The sequence below is a fragment of the Cupriavidus ulmosensis genome, from assembly GCF_977008105.1.
This window is the reverse complement of record NZ_CDRMWP010000001.1, coordinates 2218270-2232186: the sequence shown is the minus strand read 5'-3', so window position 1 is coordinate 2232186 and position 13917 is coordinate 2218270. Positions and strand designations below refer to the sequence as shown.

11 protein-coding genes and 1 pseudogene are annotated in these 13917 nt (G+C 71.3%); 3 read left to right on the top strand and 9 right to left on the bottom strand.

The window, feature by feature from the left end:
* Nucleotides 1–131: 131 nt before the first annotated feature.
* From ACWTPI_RS10185 to ACWTPI_RS10175, 3 genes are read right to left on the bottom strand one after another with little or no spacing between them, the layout of a single operon-like run.
* Nucleotides 132–1298, bottom strand: coding sequence for a CMD domain protein (locus ACWTPI_RS10185; RefSeq protein ID WP_454731610.1), 1167 nt, complete (start codon nt 1296–1298; stop codon nt 132–134).
* Nucleotides 1299–1342: 44 nt separating this feature from the next.
* Entirely contained in the window at nt 1343–2800 is a 1458-nt protein-coding gene (locus tag ACWTPI_RS10180; protein ID WP_454731609.1) for an FAD-dependent oxidoreductase, read from the bottom strand.
* Complete coding sequence (locus ACWTPI_RS10175) at nt 2797–3831, bottom strand: LysR family transcriptional regulator (protein ID WP_059412722.1); 1035 nt, start codon at nt 3829–3831, stop codon at nt 2797–2799. Before ACWTPI_RS10175 ends, ACWTPI_RS10180 begins: the two co-directional genes overlap by 4 nt.
* A gap of 250 nt (nt 3832–4081) precedes the next feature.
* Between ACWTPI_RS10175 and ACWTPI_RS10170 the strand changes: the two genes are divergently transcribed.
* Entirely contained in the window at nt 4082–5575 is a 1494-nt protein-coding gene (locus ACWTPI_RS10170; RefSeq protein ID WP_454732466.1) for a glycine betaine ABC transporter substrate-binding protein, read from the top strand.
* On the opposite strand, the gene ACWTPI_RS10165 is transcribed toward ACWTPI_RS10170, so the two are convergent.
* On the bottom strand, nt 5572–6996 hold the full coding sequence (locus ACWTPI_RS10165) for an aminotransferase-like domain-containing protein (RefSeq protein ID WP_454731608.1): 1425 nt from the start codon (nt 6994–6996) through the stop codon (nt 5572–5574). The two genes, ACWTPI_RS10170 and ACWTPI_RS10165, sit on opposite strands and share 4 nt — an antisense overlap.
* A 164-nt stretch (nt 6997–7160) precedes the next feature.
* On the opposite strand from ACWTPI_RS10165, the gene ACWTPI_RS10160 reads away from it, so the two are divergent.
* Both ACWTPI_RS10160 and ACWTPI_RS10155 read left to right on the top strand, forming a co-directional pair.
* A complete protein-coding gene (locus ACWTPI_RS10160) occupies nt 7161–8528 on the top strand; it encodes a c-type cytochrome (protein WP_454731607.1) in 1368 nt (455 codons plus the stop codon).
* Between the two features lie 67 nt (nt 8529–8595).
* Nucleotides 8596–10440: an FAD-dependent oxidoreductase gene (locus ACWTPI_RS10155; protein WP_454731606.1), complete on the top strand. Its 1845-nt coding sequence runs from the start codon at nt 8596–8598 to the stop codon at nt 10438–10440.
* Between the two features lie 53 nt (nt 10441–10493).
* On the opposite strand, the gene ACWTPI_RS10150 is transcribed toward ACWTPI_RS10155, so the two are convergent.
* From ACWTPI_RS10150 to ACWTPI_RS10130, 5 genes and pseudogenes are all read right to left on the bottom strand, one after another.
* On the bottom strand, nt 10494–11684 hold the full coding sequence (locus ACWTPI_RS10150; protein WP_020205977.1) for an MFS transporter: 1191 nt from the start codon (nt 11682–11684) through the stop codon (nt 10494–10496).
* Nucleotides 11685–12009: 325 nt separating this feature from the next.
* Complete coding sequence (gene yiaA / locus ACWTPI_RS10145) at nt 12010–12474, bottom strand: inner membrane protein YiaA (RefSeq protein WP_059412719.1); 465 nt, start codon at nt 12472–12474, stop codon at nt 12010–12012.
* Between the two features lie 281 nt (nt 12475–12755).
* Nucleotides 12756–13022 carry a PAAR domain-containing protein gene (locus ACWTPI_RS10140; protein ID WP_454731605.1) on the bottom strand — a complete coding sequence of 89 codons (267 nt, stop codon included), beginning with the start codon at nt 13020–13022 and terminating at the stop codon, nt 12756–12758.
* Nucleotides 13023–13310: 288 nt separating this feature from the next.
* Nucleotides 13311–13485 (bottom strand): annotated as a pseudogene (locus ACWTPI_RS10135) (RHS repeat-associated core domain-containing protein); the annotation flags it as partial.
* 142 nt (nt 13486–13627) lie between these two features.
* On the bottom strand, nt 13628–13810 hold the full coding sequence (locus ACWTPI_RS10130; RefSeq protein WP_454731604.1) for a hypothetical protein: 183 nt from the start codon (nt 13808–13810) through the stop codon (nt 13628–13630).
* Nucleotides 13811–13917 lie beyond the last annotated feature (107 nt).

The window sequence follows — 13917 nt, the reverse complement described above, 5'->3', positions numbered from 1 at the left end:
GGCAGAGGACCCGCGGGTGCGCCGCGGCGCATGCCGGCGCCTGCTGGCCCGCGCACAGTTTGCGCGGGCACTGTTGGCCAGCGGGCAGCACCGCGCGATACCGGCCCGCGCGCGGCGCGGGCCGGCCATCCTCATGCGGCCTGCTGCGCCGGGAACACCGGCTCGCCCAGGTTCAGCATCAGGCGGTTGGCCCACGCGAAGATGGCGATCGCGTGGATCAGGTCGAGCAGTTCGGCATCGTTCACGCCGGCCGCGCGCAGCGCGCGCAGGCTGCCCGGGCCGATCGCGTCGGGCCGCTCGGTGAGCGCGATCGAGAACTGCGCGATGGCCTGCTCGCGCGTGGTGGTGCCGGCGCCGCGCGGGTCGGCGAAGACCTGGACGATCACATCGTTGCGCCTGGCCAGTTGCTCGAAGCGCTGCGCGTGGACCGAGGCGCAGTACACGCAGCCGTTGACGCGCGACACCACCGTGCTGGCCAGCTCGCGCTCGGCGCGCGCCATGCCGCCGGGCGCGTACATGATGGCGTTGAACGCGGCGGAGCGCTGGCGCAGGATCTCGGGCTGGTGCACCAGGAACAGGTAGTAGTCGGACACCTTGGCCTTGGGATGGCTTTCCTCCAGCACCGCGATCTGCTCGGGCGTGGCGTGGTCCAGCTGAACCACGTCGAGCCACGCTTTCCAGTCGAGCACTTCGTTGGTGAAGCCGTGGGACCGGATCGGCGCTTTGGTCAGCACCGTGTCGGCTACCTTGGCGGGAGCGGGCAGGGCGGGTTCCTCGCCCCCAGCCGGCGCGGCGGGTGCGTTCAGCGCCTTGAGGCCGGCCACCAGCCGCACCTGATAGGACAGGAAGGCGATCAGTTGCGCCAGCGTCACCACGTCCGGCGTGGACAGGCCCGCGGCGGGCAGCGTCCTGAGCGCCGCTTCATCGCCGTCCACCGGCTTTTCGATCAGCGCGCGGGTGAAGTCCAGCATGGCGCGCAGGCGCGCGTCGGCCAGCGTGGCGGGGTCGCCGCGTTCGGCCACTGCGATCCGCGCGGCGTCGGCGCCCGCGGCCACCAGCCGCTGGCGGTAGTGCGCGGCCAGTTCGGGCGACGGCGCGAGGCGCGCGGCGTAGAGCGCCACCAGCAGGCGCTCGGCGAGCGGCAGGCCGGGCAGGGCGGGATCGAACAGGGCGTCGTAGCTGCCCTGGGTGGCCGCGGCCACCTTGTCGCGCTGGTGGCGCAGCGCATGCGTGGCGGAGCCGGGCACCAGGCCGGCTACCTGGTCGGCCACGTCGGCGTGGGGGTTGGCTTGGGTCATGGCTTGTCTTGCTCTCGGTACGGTTGACTCGGAAATCGGCGGGATCACGCGGATGGCGGCGGCGCGGGCACCCATTCGTCGCCGAACACCTCGGGCTCGGCATAGGCTTCGAGGTTGGCGAAGTGGGTCTCGATGTCTTCCTGGTAGAACAGCGCGGCGATGCCCTGGCCGAGCCGCCGGGCGCCGTCGCTGATGGCCGGGATGTCGCCCGACACGGTGCCGTGCGTGAGCGCCGCCGGGTAGTTGAAGCAGTGGATGCGCGACAGGCCCGGGCAGGCGCCCGGCGTGGCCTCCAGGAATTCGAAGGCGGGGCCAAGGTCCGGCGAGTCCGACAGTTCCTGGTCTTCCTGCCCCGCGCGCGGCGCGTAGCGGTCGCGCCAGTAGCGGATGTGCGGCGCGAACGCGGCGAACTCGGCGCGCGTGTCGAGCGCGATGCGAAAGCCCGTGGAGAACACCAGGAAGTCCAGCTCGAACGTGCCCCTGGTGGTGTGCACGCGCACGGCATCGCCGGCCGGCTCGACGCGCTCGATGGCGCAGCCGAGGTGGAAGCGCGCGTTCTCGTGGCGCGACACGCGCAGCGTGCTGCCGCGCGGCGGCGGCACCTGCTGCTCGTTGATGTAATGGCGGATGCGCCATTTCCAGGCGTCGGGCAGGCCGGCGTAGCCGTGCGTGAAGCCCGGGCTGCCGGCGCCCTTGCTCTTGTTGACGCGCGGGATGTCGGCGCGGCGGATCAGCAGGTCCACGCCGGCCGCGCCCGCTTCCAGCGCGGTGGCCGCGCTGTCCATCGCGGAGGCGCCGGCGCCGATCACGCCCACGCGCTTGCCGCGCAGCGTGCCGTAGTCGAAGGCGTCGCTCGAATGCGCCCACGCCGCGCGCGGCAGCGCCTGCGCGAACGGCGGCACGTAGGCGCCGCCGAGGCCGTCGCGGCCGGTGGCCAGCACCACGCGGCGCGCCAGCACGGTGCGCGCGCCGGCGGGCGTGCGCAGTTCCAGCGCCACCAGCCCGTCGGCGCGCGGCAGCACGCGCGTCACGTCGTGCTCGTTGCGGATGTCGAGGCCCAGCACGCGGCGGTACCAGCGCAGGTAGTCCATCCATTGCAGGCGCGGGATCTTGTCGAGCGCCTCCCACGCCGCCGCGCCGGACTGCGCCTCGAACCACGCGCGGAAGGTCAGCGCGGGCAGGCCGAGCGCGGGGCCGGTGAGCTGCTTGGGCGAGCGCAGCGTCTCCATGCGCGCGGTGGTGGCCCACGGGCCTTCGAAGCCCTCGGGAGAACGGTCGAAGATGCGCGCGCCGAGGCCGAGGTGCCCGAGCGTGGCGGCGGCGGCCATGCCGGCCATGCCGCCGCCGATCACGGCGACGTCCAGCACCGGCTGGCCCTCGTGCGTGCGCGGCGGGCTCCAGGGCCTGGCGGGCAGTTCCAGCCAGGCCAGGTCCTGGCGCAGGCGGGCTTCGAGCGCGGCCAGGCCTTCGGCGCCGGCGGCGGGGAGTGTGGTCAGGGTCATGATGGGTCGGTCTCTGTGTCGTCCGGCATGCCGGCGGCGCCGTAGAGCGCCTGCAGCAGCGCGCCGTGCTGCGCGGGGCCGCGCTGGGTGAAGTCGGGCAATAGCGCGCGCGCCGCGGCGGCCAGCGCGTCGATCAGCGCCAGCACCGCCGTGCTGGCCGGGCGGCCCTGCGGCGTGATCACGCCGAAATAGAACGGGATGTCGGCGTCGATGGGGCGCACCACGATGTCGGCCAGCGGCACGCCGCGCGCCGTCACCGGCTCCAGCACGGCGATGCCGAGGCCCGCGCGTACCGAGGTCAGCGCGTTGAACGACGAGTTGGTGTTGATCAGCGCGGCCGGCTTCACGCCCGCGCGGGCCAGGCCCTCGTCGAGGCGGCGGCGCAGCCGGTAGGGGTTGTGCATGGTGACGATGCGCCGGCCGCTGCACGCCGCCAGCGGGATGGTGGCGAGCGCGGCGAGCGGGTCGTCGGCGCGCACCGCGGCCACGCAGGCGGCCTGCCCGATCCAGTGCACGGTCACGCCGGGATGCTCCAGCGGCAGGCTGGTCACGCCGATCTCGGCGGCGCCGGTCAGCACCGCGTGCACCACCTTCTCGGGGAACAGGCTGTCGATATGGATCTGGCTGGACTGGCCGGCCACGCCGCGCTCGCTGCCCGCGCTGTCCTCGCGGTCGCGCGCATGGTCCGGCTGGCGCCCGGCCAGCGCCAGCGGCAGCAGCCCGGCCGCCAGCGCCGGGGTGGCGGCGATATGGAGCGGGCGGTGTTCGTCGCGCGCGATCTCGTCGGCGCGCGCGCGGATCTGCTTGAGGCCCACCAGCGCGTGCTCCACCTCCTCGTACAGCAGGAAGCCGCGCTCGGTCGGCGTCACGCGCGGGCCGCTGCGCACGAACAGCGCGAAGCCGATCTCCGCCTCCAGCTCCTGGATCAGCCGCGTGATGACGGGCTGCGAGCGGCCCAGCAGGCGGCCCGCGGCGGTGACGCTGCCGCTGGTGACGACTGCCGCGAAGGCTTCGAGTTGCCGGATTTCCATGCTGCGAGGCGGTGGGCGTGGCCTGCCGATGTATGCGATTATGGAATTCTCTACCATCCAGTATTCTGATTGCAAATACTATTTTTGCATTCCATCATGCCACGCCGCATGGAACGGGCAGGCGCCGGGGCCAGCACGTATCATGCAAGGCACAGGCGCCAACCCCCGCGCAGCGCCGCTCAGGACAGTCCCGTTGACACAGGCACCACGCAGCGCCCGCGCAGGCCCATTCCATCCGTCGCGCCCCTGGCTGGCGCTGGCCCTGTGCTGGGCGCTGGCGTGGCTGGCCGCGCCGGCGCAGGCCGACACCCTGCGCATCGGCTCCAAGCGCTTCACCGAGTCCTACATCCTCGGCGAGATCCTGACGCTGACCGCGGCCCCGCACGCCAGCGTGCAGAACACGCCGGGCCTGGGCAACACGGCCATCGTGTTCGAGGCGCTCAAGTCCGGCAGCATCGACCTCTACCCGGACTACACCGGCACCATCGCCGCCGAGATCCTCAAGCTGCCGCCCGGCGCCAGCCTGGAACAGATCAACCAGGCGCTGGCGCCGCTGGGGCTGGCCGCGGGCATCCGGCTCGGCTTCGACGACACCTACGCGCTGGCCATGAGCGCCGCCCGGGCGAGCCAGCTCCACATCGCCACGCTGGACGACCTGGCCGCGCACCCGGCGCTGCACCTGGGGCTGTCGCAGGAATTCCTCGGGCGCGCCGACGGCTGGCCAGGGCTGGCGCGCAGCTACCATCTGCCGCAGCGCCCGACCGGGCTGGACCACGGCGTGGCCTACGAAGCACTGGCCAGCGGGCAGGTCGACGTGATCGACATCTATTCCACCGACGCCAAGATCCGCAAATACGGCCTGCGCGTGCTGGCCGACGACCGCCATTACTTCCCCGGCTACGAAGCCGTGGTGCTCTACCGGCGCGACGTGCCGCGGCGCTTTCCCGCCGCATGGCAGGCGCTGGCCGGGCTGGCCGGCAGGATCAGCACGGCGGACATGGTGGCGATGAACGCGGCCGCCGAGCTGGATGGCGATTCGTTCGCCACGGTGGCGCGCAATTTCCTCGCGCGCGGCATCGGCGGGGTGGTGTCGGCGGAGCGGGGCGCGCGCGCCGGGCTGGCCGGCATCCTGTTCAGCCGCGACACGCTGCGCCTGACCTGGCGCCACCTGGGGCTGGTGCTGGGCGCGGTCGGCGCGGCCACCCTGCTGGGCGTGCCGGCGGGCATCCTGGCCGCGCGGCGGCGGCGCCTGGGACCGGTGCTGCTGGCCACGGTGAGCGTGCTGCAGACGGTGCCGTCGCTGGCGCTGCTGGCGATGCTGATCCCGCTGCTGGGGCGCATCGGCGTGTGGCCGGCGCTGGTGGCGCTGTTCCTCTACGCGCTGCTGCCCATCGTCGGCAACACGCTGACCGGCCTGCGGCAGGTGCCGGCCGGCATGCGCGACGCGGCGCGCGCGCTGGGTTTCCGGCCCGCGCAGGTGCTGCGCCTGGTCGAGTTGCCGCTGGCCATGCCGGTGCTGCTGGCCGGCATCAAGACCGCCACCATCATCAGCGTGGGCACCGCCACCATCGCCGCCTTCGTCGGCGCGGGCGGCTACGGCGAGCGCATCGTCATGGGGCTGGCCCTGAACGACGACCGCCTGCTGATGGGCGGCGCGATCCCGGCCGCCGCGCTGGCGCTGGTGGCGCAGGGCGGCTTCGCGCTGGCCGAGCACTACCTCGGGCGGCACGGCCGCGCCGGCTAGCGCGACAACTGTGCCCTGGCCAGCGCGCCGAGCGTCACCACCGCGTTTTCCACGGCCTCGCTCCACAGGTGGCCATAGTTCAGGCGGATGCAGTTGCGGTAGCCCTGCCGCGCGGAGAAGATCGGCCCGGGCGCGATGCCGATGCCGTGCTCCAGCGCCGCGCGGTGCAGCGCCAGCGCGTCGAAGCCCTCGGGAAACTCCACCCACAGGAAATAACCGCCGTCCGGCTGCGAGACCCGCACCGAGTCCGGGAAATGCCGGCCGATGGCCGCGATCAGCTGGCCCTGCTGCATCTCCAGCACATGGCGTAGGCGCCGCAGGTGCTTGTCGTAGCCGCCGTGTTGCAGGTATTCGGCCAGCGCCACCTGGGTCGGCACGCCGGCCGACAGCGTGGTCATCAGGCGCAGCCGCTGGATGGCGTCGCCGAAGCGGCCCGGCGCCACCCAGCCCACGCGGAAGCCCGGCGCCAGCGTCTTGGAAAACGAGCTGCAATGCATCACCAGCCCTTCCTGGTCGAAGGCCTTGGCGGGCAGGGGGCAGCGGTTGCCGAAATACAGCTCGCCATACACGTCGTCCTCGATCAGCGGCACGCGGTGGCGCGCCAGCAGCTCCACCAGCGCCTGCTTGCGCGCCTCCGGCATGCTGGCGCCGAGCGGATTCTGGAACTGCGTCATGAACCAGCAGGCCTTGATCGGGTGGCATTCGAGCGCGCTTTCCAGCGCGTCGAGGTCGATGCCTTCGCGCGAGTCCACCGGGATCTCCACCGCGCGCAGGCGCAGGCGCTCGAGCGCCTGCAGCGAGGCGTAGAAGCCCGGCGACTCGATCGCCACCACGTCGCCGGGCTCGGTCACGGCCATCAGGCACAGGTTGAGCGCCTCCAGCGCGCCGCTGGTGACGATGATCTCTTCGGTGGGCTGCGGCGCGCCCGCGCCGAGGTAGCGCAGCCCGATCTGCTGGCGCAGCGCGAGGTGCCCGGCCGCCATGTCGCTGACCGAGTACCACGGATCGAGCTCGCGGCCCGCGCGCGCCAGCGACTTGCCCAGCCGCTCCCACGGGAACAGCTCCGGCGAAGGGAAGGCCGAGCCGAGCTGGATCAGCCGCGGGTCGCGCGCGGCGTCCAGCACCGAGAAGACCAGCTTGGAGATGTCGACGTCGGTGGAGACCTGCTGGGTGCGCCGCACCGCCGGCTGGGGCAGCGGCAGCGTGCGCCCGACCGGCCCGGTCACGTAGTAGCCCGAGCGCTCGCGCGCGCGCACCAGCCCGCGCTCTTCCAGCCGGTAGTAGGCCTGGAACGCGGTGGCGGGACTCACGCTGTACTGCGCCACGGTCTTGCGGATGGACGGCATCTTGGTGCCGGGCGGCAGGCTGCCGTTGCGGATGTCCCTGGCCAGCGTTTCCGCCAGTTCTTCGTAGCGTTTCATGGGCGGGCGGGCCGGGCGCGCGGACCGGCAATCGAACTGATACGCAAAATTATCGCCGATCTGATGCTGTTATTGCTTGCCGGCTGCGGCGATAATCGCTACTGGCCCGCAGAGGCTTGGCTTCCGCTCCTCCCCGGCGGCACCGACAACAAGAAAACGACGACATGAGCGACGACCTGAGCCTATCCCCCGGGCGGCCTGCCGCTGCCGATGGTTTTGCCCGCCGCTGGTCCGGCTGCCTGCGCCGTGCTCTCGGCGCCATCCTGCTGCTGGCCGGCGGCGCCGGGCTGGCGCCGCCGGCTGCGGCCCAGCCCGCCGCCGCCGACAGCGCCCGCGTCGAGCGCGGCCGCTATCTCGCCAAGGTCGCCAACTGCGCGGCCTGCCACACCGCCCCCGGCGGCGCGCCGTTCGCGGGCGGCCTGCCGCTGCGCACTGGCGTGGGCACGGTCTATTCCACCAACATCACGCCCGACGCCGAGACCGGCATCGGCGGCTACAGCTTCGCGGAGTTCGACCGCGCGCTGCGCGAGGGCGTGGCGAAGCACGGCAAGCGGCTGTATCCGGCCATGCCTTACCCGTCCTACGCCAGGCTGGCCGAGCCGGACGTGCAGGCGCTCTACGCCTACCTGCGCGCCGAGGTGAAGCCGGTGCGCCGGGCCGCCGCCGCGCCCGAGATGCGCTGGCCGTTCGGCATGCGCTGGCTGCTGCGCGTGTGGAACTGGCTGTTCCTGGACAGCGGCCCGGCCGAGGCCGGCGCCGGCCAGAGCGCGGAATGGCGGCGCGGCGCTTACCTGGTGCAGGCCGTGGCCCACTGCGGCGCCTGCCACACGCCGCGCGGCACGCTGCTGGCCGAGCGCGGACTGGACGAGCGCAGCCGGCACTTCCTGGCCGGCGCCAGCGTGGACGGCTGGGCCTCCACCAGCCTGCGCGGCGACCCGCGCACCGGGCTGGGCGGCTGGTCGCGCGAGGACATCGCCGAATACCTGCACACCGGCCGCAACGCGCATGCCACCTCGTTCGGGCCGATGTCCGAGGTGATCGCCTCGTCCACGCAGTTCATGACCCGCCCGGACCTGGAGGCGGTCGCCACCTACCTCAAGTCGATTCCCGGCGCGCGCGGCGAGACGCCATACCGCTATGACGCCGCCACCGCCGAGCGGCTGGCCCAGGGCCGTTTCGACGCGACCGGCGCGCGCCAGTACGCGGAGTTCTGCATGCCGTGCCACGGCGCCAGCGGCAAGGGCTTCGCGCGGGTCTTCCCGCCGCTGGCGGGCAATCCGACCGTGATGGACCCGGACCCGTCCGCGCTGGCCAGCCTGCTGCTCGACGGCGCCGTCACGGCCCAGGTCGGCACCGCCGCCACCGACTATCACATGCCCGGCTACGGCTGGACCCTGGACAACCAGGAACTGGCCAACGTGCTGACCTTCATCCGCGCCGGCTGGGGCAACGACGCCAGCCCGGTCGGCGAGGCCACCGTGGCCGCGCGCCGCGCCGAGCTCGACCGCCGCCGTCAGGCGGCCGGGCGCTGAGCCGCGCGGGCAGGGACACGCAGGGACCGGGCAAAGACAAGCAGCGACAAGCGAAGGCCACACCGACATGACCATCACGCGCAGGGATTTCCTCAACGGCGCCGCGCTCACCATCGCCGCCGGCCTCGCGCCGGGCCAGCTGCTGCGGGCCGCCGAGCGCGGCGCGGCGGTGTATCCGCCGGCGCTCACCGGGCTGCGCGGCAACCACGCCGGCACCTACACGCTGGCGCACAGCCTGGCGCGCGAAGGCGCCAGATACCCCGGCGTGCTCGCGCGCGAAGCGTTCGACCTCGTGGTGGTCGGCGGCGGCATCAGCGGGCTGGCGGCGGCGTGGTTCTACCAGCGCCGCTTCGGCGCCGGCAAGCGCATCCTGATCCTCGACAACCACGACGATTTCGGCGGCCACGCCAAGCGCAACGAATTCACCGTACGCGGGCAGAAACTCGTCACCTACGGCGGCAGCGCCGACATGCCCGCGGCCGCGCTCGACAGCCGCGCGGTGGCCACGCTGCTGGCCGGGCTGGGCGTGGAGACGAAGCGCCCGCCGGCCGCGCCCGATCCCTACCGCGACCTCGGCATGGGCCGCGCGGTGTTCTTCGACGCCGAGCATTTCGGCCGCGACCAGCTGCTGGCCGGCGACCCGTTCGCCGATCTGACCGACGCGCGCAACGCCGGCAATACAGGCGCGGCGCCGCCGTCGGCCGACGCCTTCAAGGCCTTCCTCGACAAGACGCCGCTGCCGCCGCAGGACCGCGCCGCGCTGGCGCGCCTGGCCGACGGCGGCACCGACTACCTCGCGGGCCTGGGCGAGGCCGAGCGGCTGGCCTACCTCAAGCGCACGCCGTACGCCGCTTTCCTGCGCGACAAGGCAGGGCTGGGGCTGGCCGGCCAGCGCTTCTTCCGCAGCCGCGGCAACGATGCCTACGCGCTCGACGCGGACGGCATCTCCGTGTTCGACGCGCTCGCCATCGGCCTGCCGGGCGGCGCGAACATGCCGCGGCCGGGCCGCGACGCGCGCCTGGGCAAGTCGCCGGCTTCCACGCTGTGGTTTCCCGACGGCAACGCCACGCTGGCGCGCCTGCTGGTGCGCAGCCTGATTCCCGGCGTGGCCGGGGGCGCGGGCGCCGATGCCATCGGCGGCGCGGCCTTCGACTACAGCCGGCTCGACACCGACGACGCCAAGGTCAAGCTGCGCCTGAACAGCACCGCCATCGCCATCGAGCCCGACCAGCGCATCACGCGCGTGACCTACGGCTGGAGCGGCAACCTGCACCGCGTGGAAGCCGCGCACGTGGTGCTGGCCGGCTACAACATGATGATCCCGTTCATCATGCCCGGCCTGCCCGAGCCGCAGAAGCAGGCCCTGCGCGCCGACGTCAAGGCGCCGGTGGTCTACAGCAAGGTGGCGCTCGACAACTGGCGGGCCTTCGCCGCGCTCAAGGCCCGCCGCATCCACGCGCCGGCGATGGCCTACACCGACCTGTGGCTGGAAACCCCGGCCGGCGCGCGGCCGTCCGACCCGGTGGTGCTGCACATGCTCTACGTGCCGACCGTGCCCGACAGCGGCATGCCCGCGCGCGACCGCTTCCGCGCCGGCCGCGCCTTCCTGCTCGGCACGCCGTTCGCCACGCTCGAAGCCGGCATCCGCGGCCAGCTCGACCGCATGCTGGCCGGCGGCGGCTTTGCCTCCGGCGACGTGATCCGCGGCATCACCGTCAACCGCTGGGCGCACGGCTACAGCTACCTGCCCAACAGCCTCTACGACGACGCGGCCGCGGCGCAGGCCGCGCTGGAACGGGCGCGCGCGCCGGCGGGCAACGTGGTCATCGCCAATTGCGACAGCGCCGGCAGCCCGTCGCTGACGGCGGCGATCGAGCAGGCGTCGCGCGCGGTGGGCGAGCTGCCCGGCTAGGCGCGGCGGCCCGCGCGGTATCGCACCGGGCCGCGGGAAGTGGCAAGCCGCCGTCAGGCGCGCTGGCGCGCGCGCGCGGCCTGGACCAGCACGAGCAGGAGGCTGGCCGCGGCCAGCAGCGCGCCGACCACCGGCACGGCCTGGTAGCCGAAGCCGGACGAAATGGCGGCGCCGCCCGCGGCCGCGCCGAGCGCGTTGCCGAGGTTGAACGCGCCGACGTTGACCGAGGACGCCAGGCCCGGCGCCTCGGCCGCCGCACGCATCACGCGCATCTGCAGCGGCGGCACGATGGCGAAGGTGGCGGTGCCCCATACCAGCAGGCCGGCGGCCACGCCCAGGTGCGTGGTGGCCAGCCAAGGGAACACCAGCATGACCGCGCTCAGCAGGACCAGGAAGCCGATCAGGCTGCCTTCGAGCGAACGGTCGGCCAGGCGCCCGCCGGCCACGTTGCCGATCGAGAAGCCGATGCCGATCAGCATCAGCATCGCGGTGACGAAGCCGGGCGAGGCGCCGGTGATTTCCACCAGCGTCGGCGCGATATAGGTATAGAGCGTGAACATGGCGCCGGCGCCGAGCACGGTGGTGGCCATCGCGGCCAGCACCACGGGCCGCGTCAGCACGGCCAGCTCGCCGCGCAGGTCGGGCGCCCGGCCGGCCTGGCCGCGCGGCAGCGCCGACCACAGCCCGATCATGGCGACGACGCCGAGCCCGGCGGTGGCCGCGAACGACATGCGCCAGCCGAGCACCTGCCCGAGCCAGGTCGCGGCCGGCACGCCGCCCACGTTGGCGATGGTCAGGCCCATGAACATGGTGGCCACGGCGCTGGCCTGCCGGTGGCGCGGCACCAGGCTGGCCGCGACGACCGAGCCCACGCCGAAGAACGCGCCGTGGTTCAGGCTCGTGACCAGCCGCGCGAGCAGCAGCGCCGTGTAGTTCGGCGCCAGCGCGGACAGCAGGTTGCCCACCGTGAAGATGCTCATCAGCGCGATCAGCGCCGAGCGCCGGGGCCAGCGCGACAGGAGCAGCGTCATCACCGGCGCGCCGAGCATGACGCCGATGGCGTAGGCGCTGATCAGCATGCCGGCGGTCGGGATCGACACGTGGACGCCGTCCGCGATCACGGGCAGCAGGCCCATCGGCGCGAACTCGGTGGTGCCGATGCTGAAGGCGCCGGCCGCGAGCGCGAGCAGCGGCAGGGCGGAACGGGGCGCGGCCTCGACGGCGGGGGCGCTGGACGCGGTCATGAAATTCTCCTCGGTTGGGGGCGGATGCGGGGCCATGCCGCGCGGCAGGCGCTCGCCGCGCGTGCTTCGGCGAGCAAAGCGATGAGGCGAAGTCTGCCTGGCCCGCTTCGATTGAAAAACAGGAGTATCGGTGAAAATCTCTTGATTTTCAGTCAACAGTCGGGGTGTGGCGGGCCGCGGCGGCATGCGTGTCCGGCTGGCGGCAGAGGCGAGAAGCGGGGTTTCCTGGCGGGCGCCAAGCATGCACGAGGAGGGTGGACTGGGGCGAGGATAGCAGGCTGGCCGTGGCGTGTGCCCCGGCGGCACCGCCACGCCGGGCGGGAGATCAGTCGTCCTGCCGTGCGGGCGCGCCGTCGTCGCGGGCGGGCGCGAGCGGCGCGTCGGCCGCCTGGGGCCGGGCGGCATGGAGGTCGCGCGTATTCTTCTGCACGGCGATGGCGCCGAACAGGGCCAGCGCGAACGACATGCCGTAGAACCCCTTCTCGCTGAGGGCGAGGGTCGCGTTGAACAAGCCCACGCCGAGCAGCAGCACCGCCAGCAATACCGACACCCAGCACAATCCGTAGTAGATGCCGGTGACCGGGATGCCTTCGAGCCGGTCCCGCACGCTTTTCTGCACGGATACCGCGGCGAACAGGCCGTAGACGAGGACGGTGAAGTAATAGCCGCGCTCGTTCAGTTGCATGTCGGCATTGAACAGCCCCACCAGGAAAGCGATGAAGCCGGCGAGCAGGGCGGCCCACGAGGTGGCGACGAAAGCGAAAGACGGTTGCGGCGTGTGTTGATTCATATTGTCTGCGCGTTGAGTGGTCGGCTGAAAGAAGAACAGAGCCGGATAATCCGGCGCCAGCCGCAAGCGTAGTGAAAAAACCGCCGAGATTACTGTTTCTGACACAAAAGATGAATTTTCCGATGCCGCTCGCTCCGGCACCGGTCACCGGATGCTTGGGGTACGCAGTTTCGAAGATTGCGCGCACATGGGCAGTATTGAACCCGTCAACGCCGCGACAGCAAGGTATCGACTGGCGGCAACAGGCACCCGGGACGGTGTCGCCACAGGCTCAGCCCAAGTTATTGGTGAATGGTAGCGTGCGTGTCCAGCGCAATCAGCATGCAACCGCACGCGGTACGGTGTCCGTGCAGCGCAATCGGCTTGCCGTTGTCGGTCAGCATGTCCGAGCCTTCGATGATCGGATTGACGCCGTGGCCCGGCAGCGGGCACGACACCAGGTCACCTTTGCGGGCGGCTTTGCGGCCCATGACGATCATCGTGTCGGAACCGGTGAGAATGACGCCACCGTGGGTTGTGGGGTCGCCTGCGTAAGCAATGGAAGTCATGGTGTTTCGCCTTTCGATGTGCTGGTTGTTTCAACTGCGGCGGCAGATTCCTCATGCAGCGGCACTACCGTCCGGGCCGGCTTCCAGATCGACACACCGCCCGCCCGTTTCATACCCCCGCCCGTCGACGGCGTGCAGACGGGACAGCACGCGACCAATGGAGCAGGGGATACGGTGCCATCTTGTGCCGCATCACCGGAGACACGCCGGCGATAGTGAGCGGGTGAATGACCGGCAAGTGTTCTTCGAAATCTCGTCTTGCTGTATCGAAGTCTGGTGTGTTGGACACAGCAGCTAATCCGAGCGGATCAATCCACCGGATCGAATTCGGCGCGTACTGATAGGCGTTGATCCCGCCTTGCAGTCCGATGGGATCTTTCGAGAAGAAGCGCCCGGTGCCCGGATCATAATACCGATGCCGGTTGTAATGCAGCCCCGTCTCCGCATCATGGTACTGCCCCGGAGACAAGGAGCCCGAAACCGGGCCGGGTTCTTCTTGTAGTCGGATAGGCTGGCGCCGGGTTTTATCCGGCCACGGGCTCGCGTCAAGAACTCACAGACGAACGAAGGACCGCGCAAGCGGCCCTTCGTTTGTCTTGTCATCGCTAAATGCGACTTGCGAATTGTTGCAGCACGGTGGCGATCTCAAGAGCCTCTTCTTCTGATAGCTCGACCGGATCATTCTCTTTTGTTGCCGCCTTGATCTGGATTGATGACCCTTGTTCAATCCAAATCCTTACGGCTCCATCACTTGACTCAAAGTAGTCCTGGTTTGGAGGCGTTTGCATAACTATTCACCTGTAGTTGGAAAGTGTGGATTACCGTCGTCCGGCGATACAACTTTAATTTTTCCAGTTGGATCGTAAGCGTGCACATGGTCAACCGCAGCTTTAGG

Excerpts from the sequence above, each read along its gene's own strand:
- ACWTPI_RS10175 (WP_059412722.1), bottom strand. The coding sequence starts at position 3,831 with ATGGAAATCCGGCAACTCGAAGCCTTCGCGGCAGTCGTCACCAGCGGC.
- yiaA (WP_059412719.1), bottom strand. The coding sequence starts at position 12,474 with ATGAATCAACACACGCCGCAACCGTCTTTCGCTTTCGTCGCCACCTCG.
- ACWTPI_RS10160 (WP_454731607.1), top strand. The coding sequence starts at position 7,161 with ATGAGCGACGACCTGAGCCTATCCCCCGGGCGGCCTGCCGCTGCCGAT.
- ACWTPI_RS10180 (WP_454731609.1), bottom strand. The coding sequence starts at position 2,800 with ATGACCCTGACCACACTCCCCGCCGCCGGCGCCGAAGGCCTGGCCGCG.
- ACWTPI_RS10140 (WP_454731605.1), bottom strand. The coding sequence starts at position 13,022 with ATGACTTCCATTGCTTACGCAGGCGACCCCACAACCCACGGTGGCGTC.
- ACWTPI_RS10155 (WP_454731606.1), top strand. The coding sequence starts at position 8,596 with ATGACCATCACGCGCAGGGATTTCCTCAACGGCGCCGCGCTCACCATC.
- ACWTPI_RS10150 (WP_020205977.1), bottom strand. The coding sequence starts at position 11,684 with ATGACCGCGTCCAGCGCCCCCGCCGTCGAGGCCGCGCCCCGTTCCGCC.
- ACWTPI_RS10165 (WP_454731608.1), bottom strand. The coding sequence starts at position 6,996 with ATGAAACGCTACGAAGAACTGGCGGAAACGCTGGCCAGGGACATCCGC.
- ACWTPI_RS10130 (WP_454731604.1), bottom strand. The coding sequence starts at position 13,810 with ATGCAAACGCCTCCAAACCAGGACTACTTTGAGTCAAGTGATGGAGCC.
- ACWTPI_RS10185 (WP_454731610.1), bottom strand. The coding sequence starts at position 1,298 with ATGACCCAAGCCAACCCCCACGCCGACGTGGCCGACCAGGTAGCCGGC.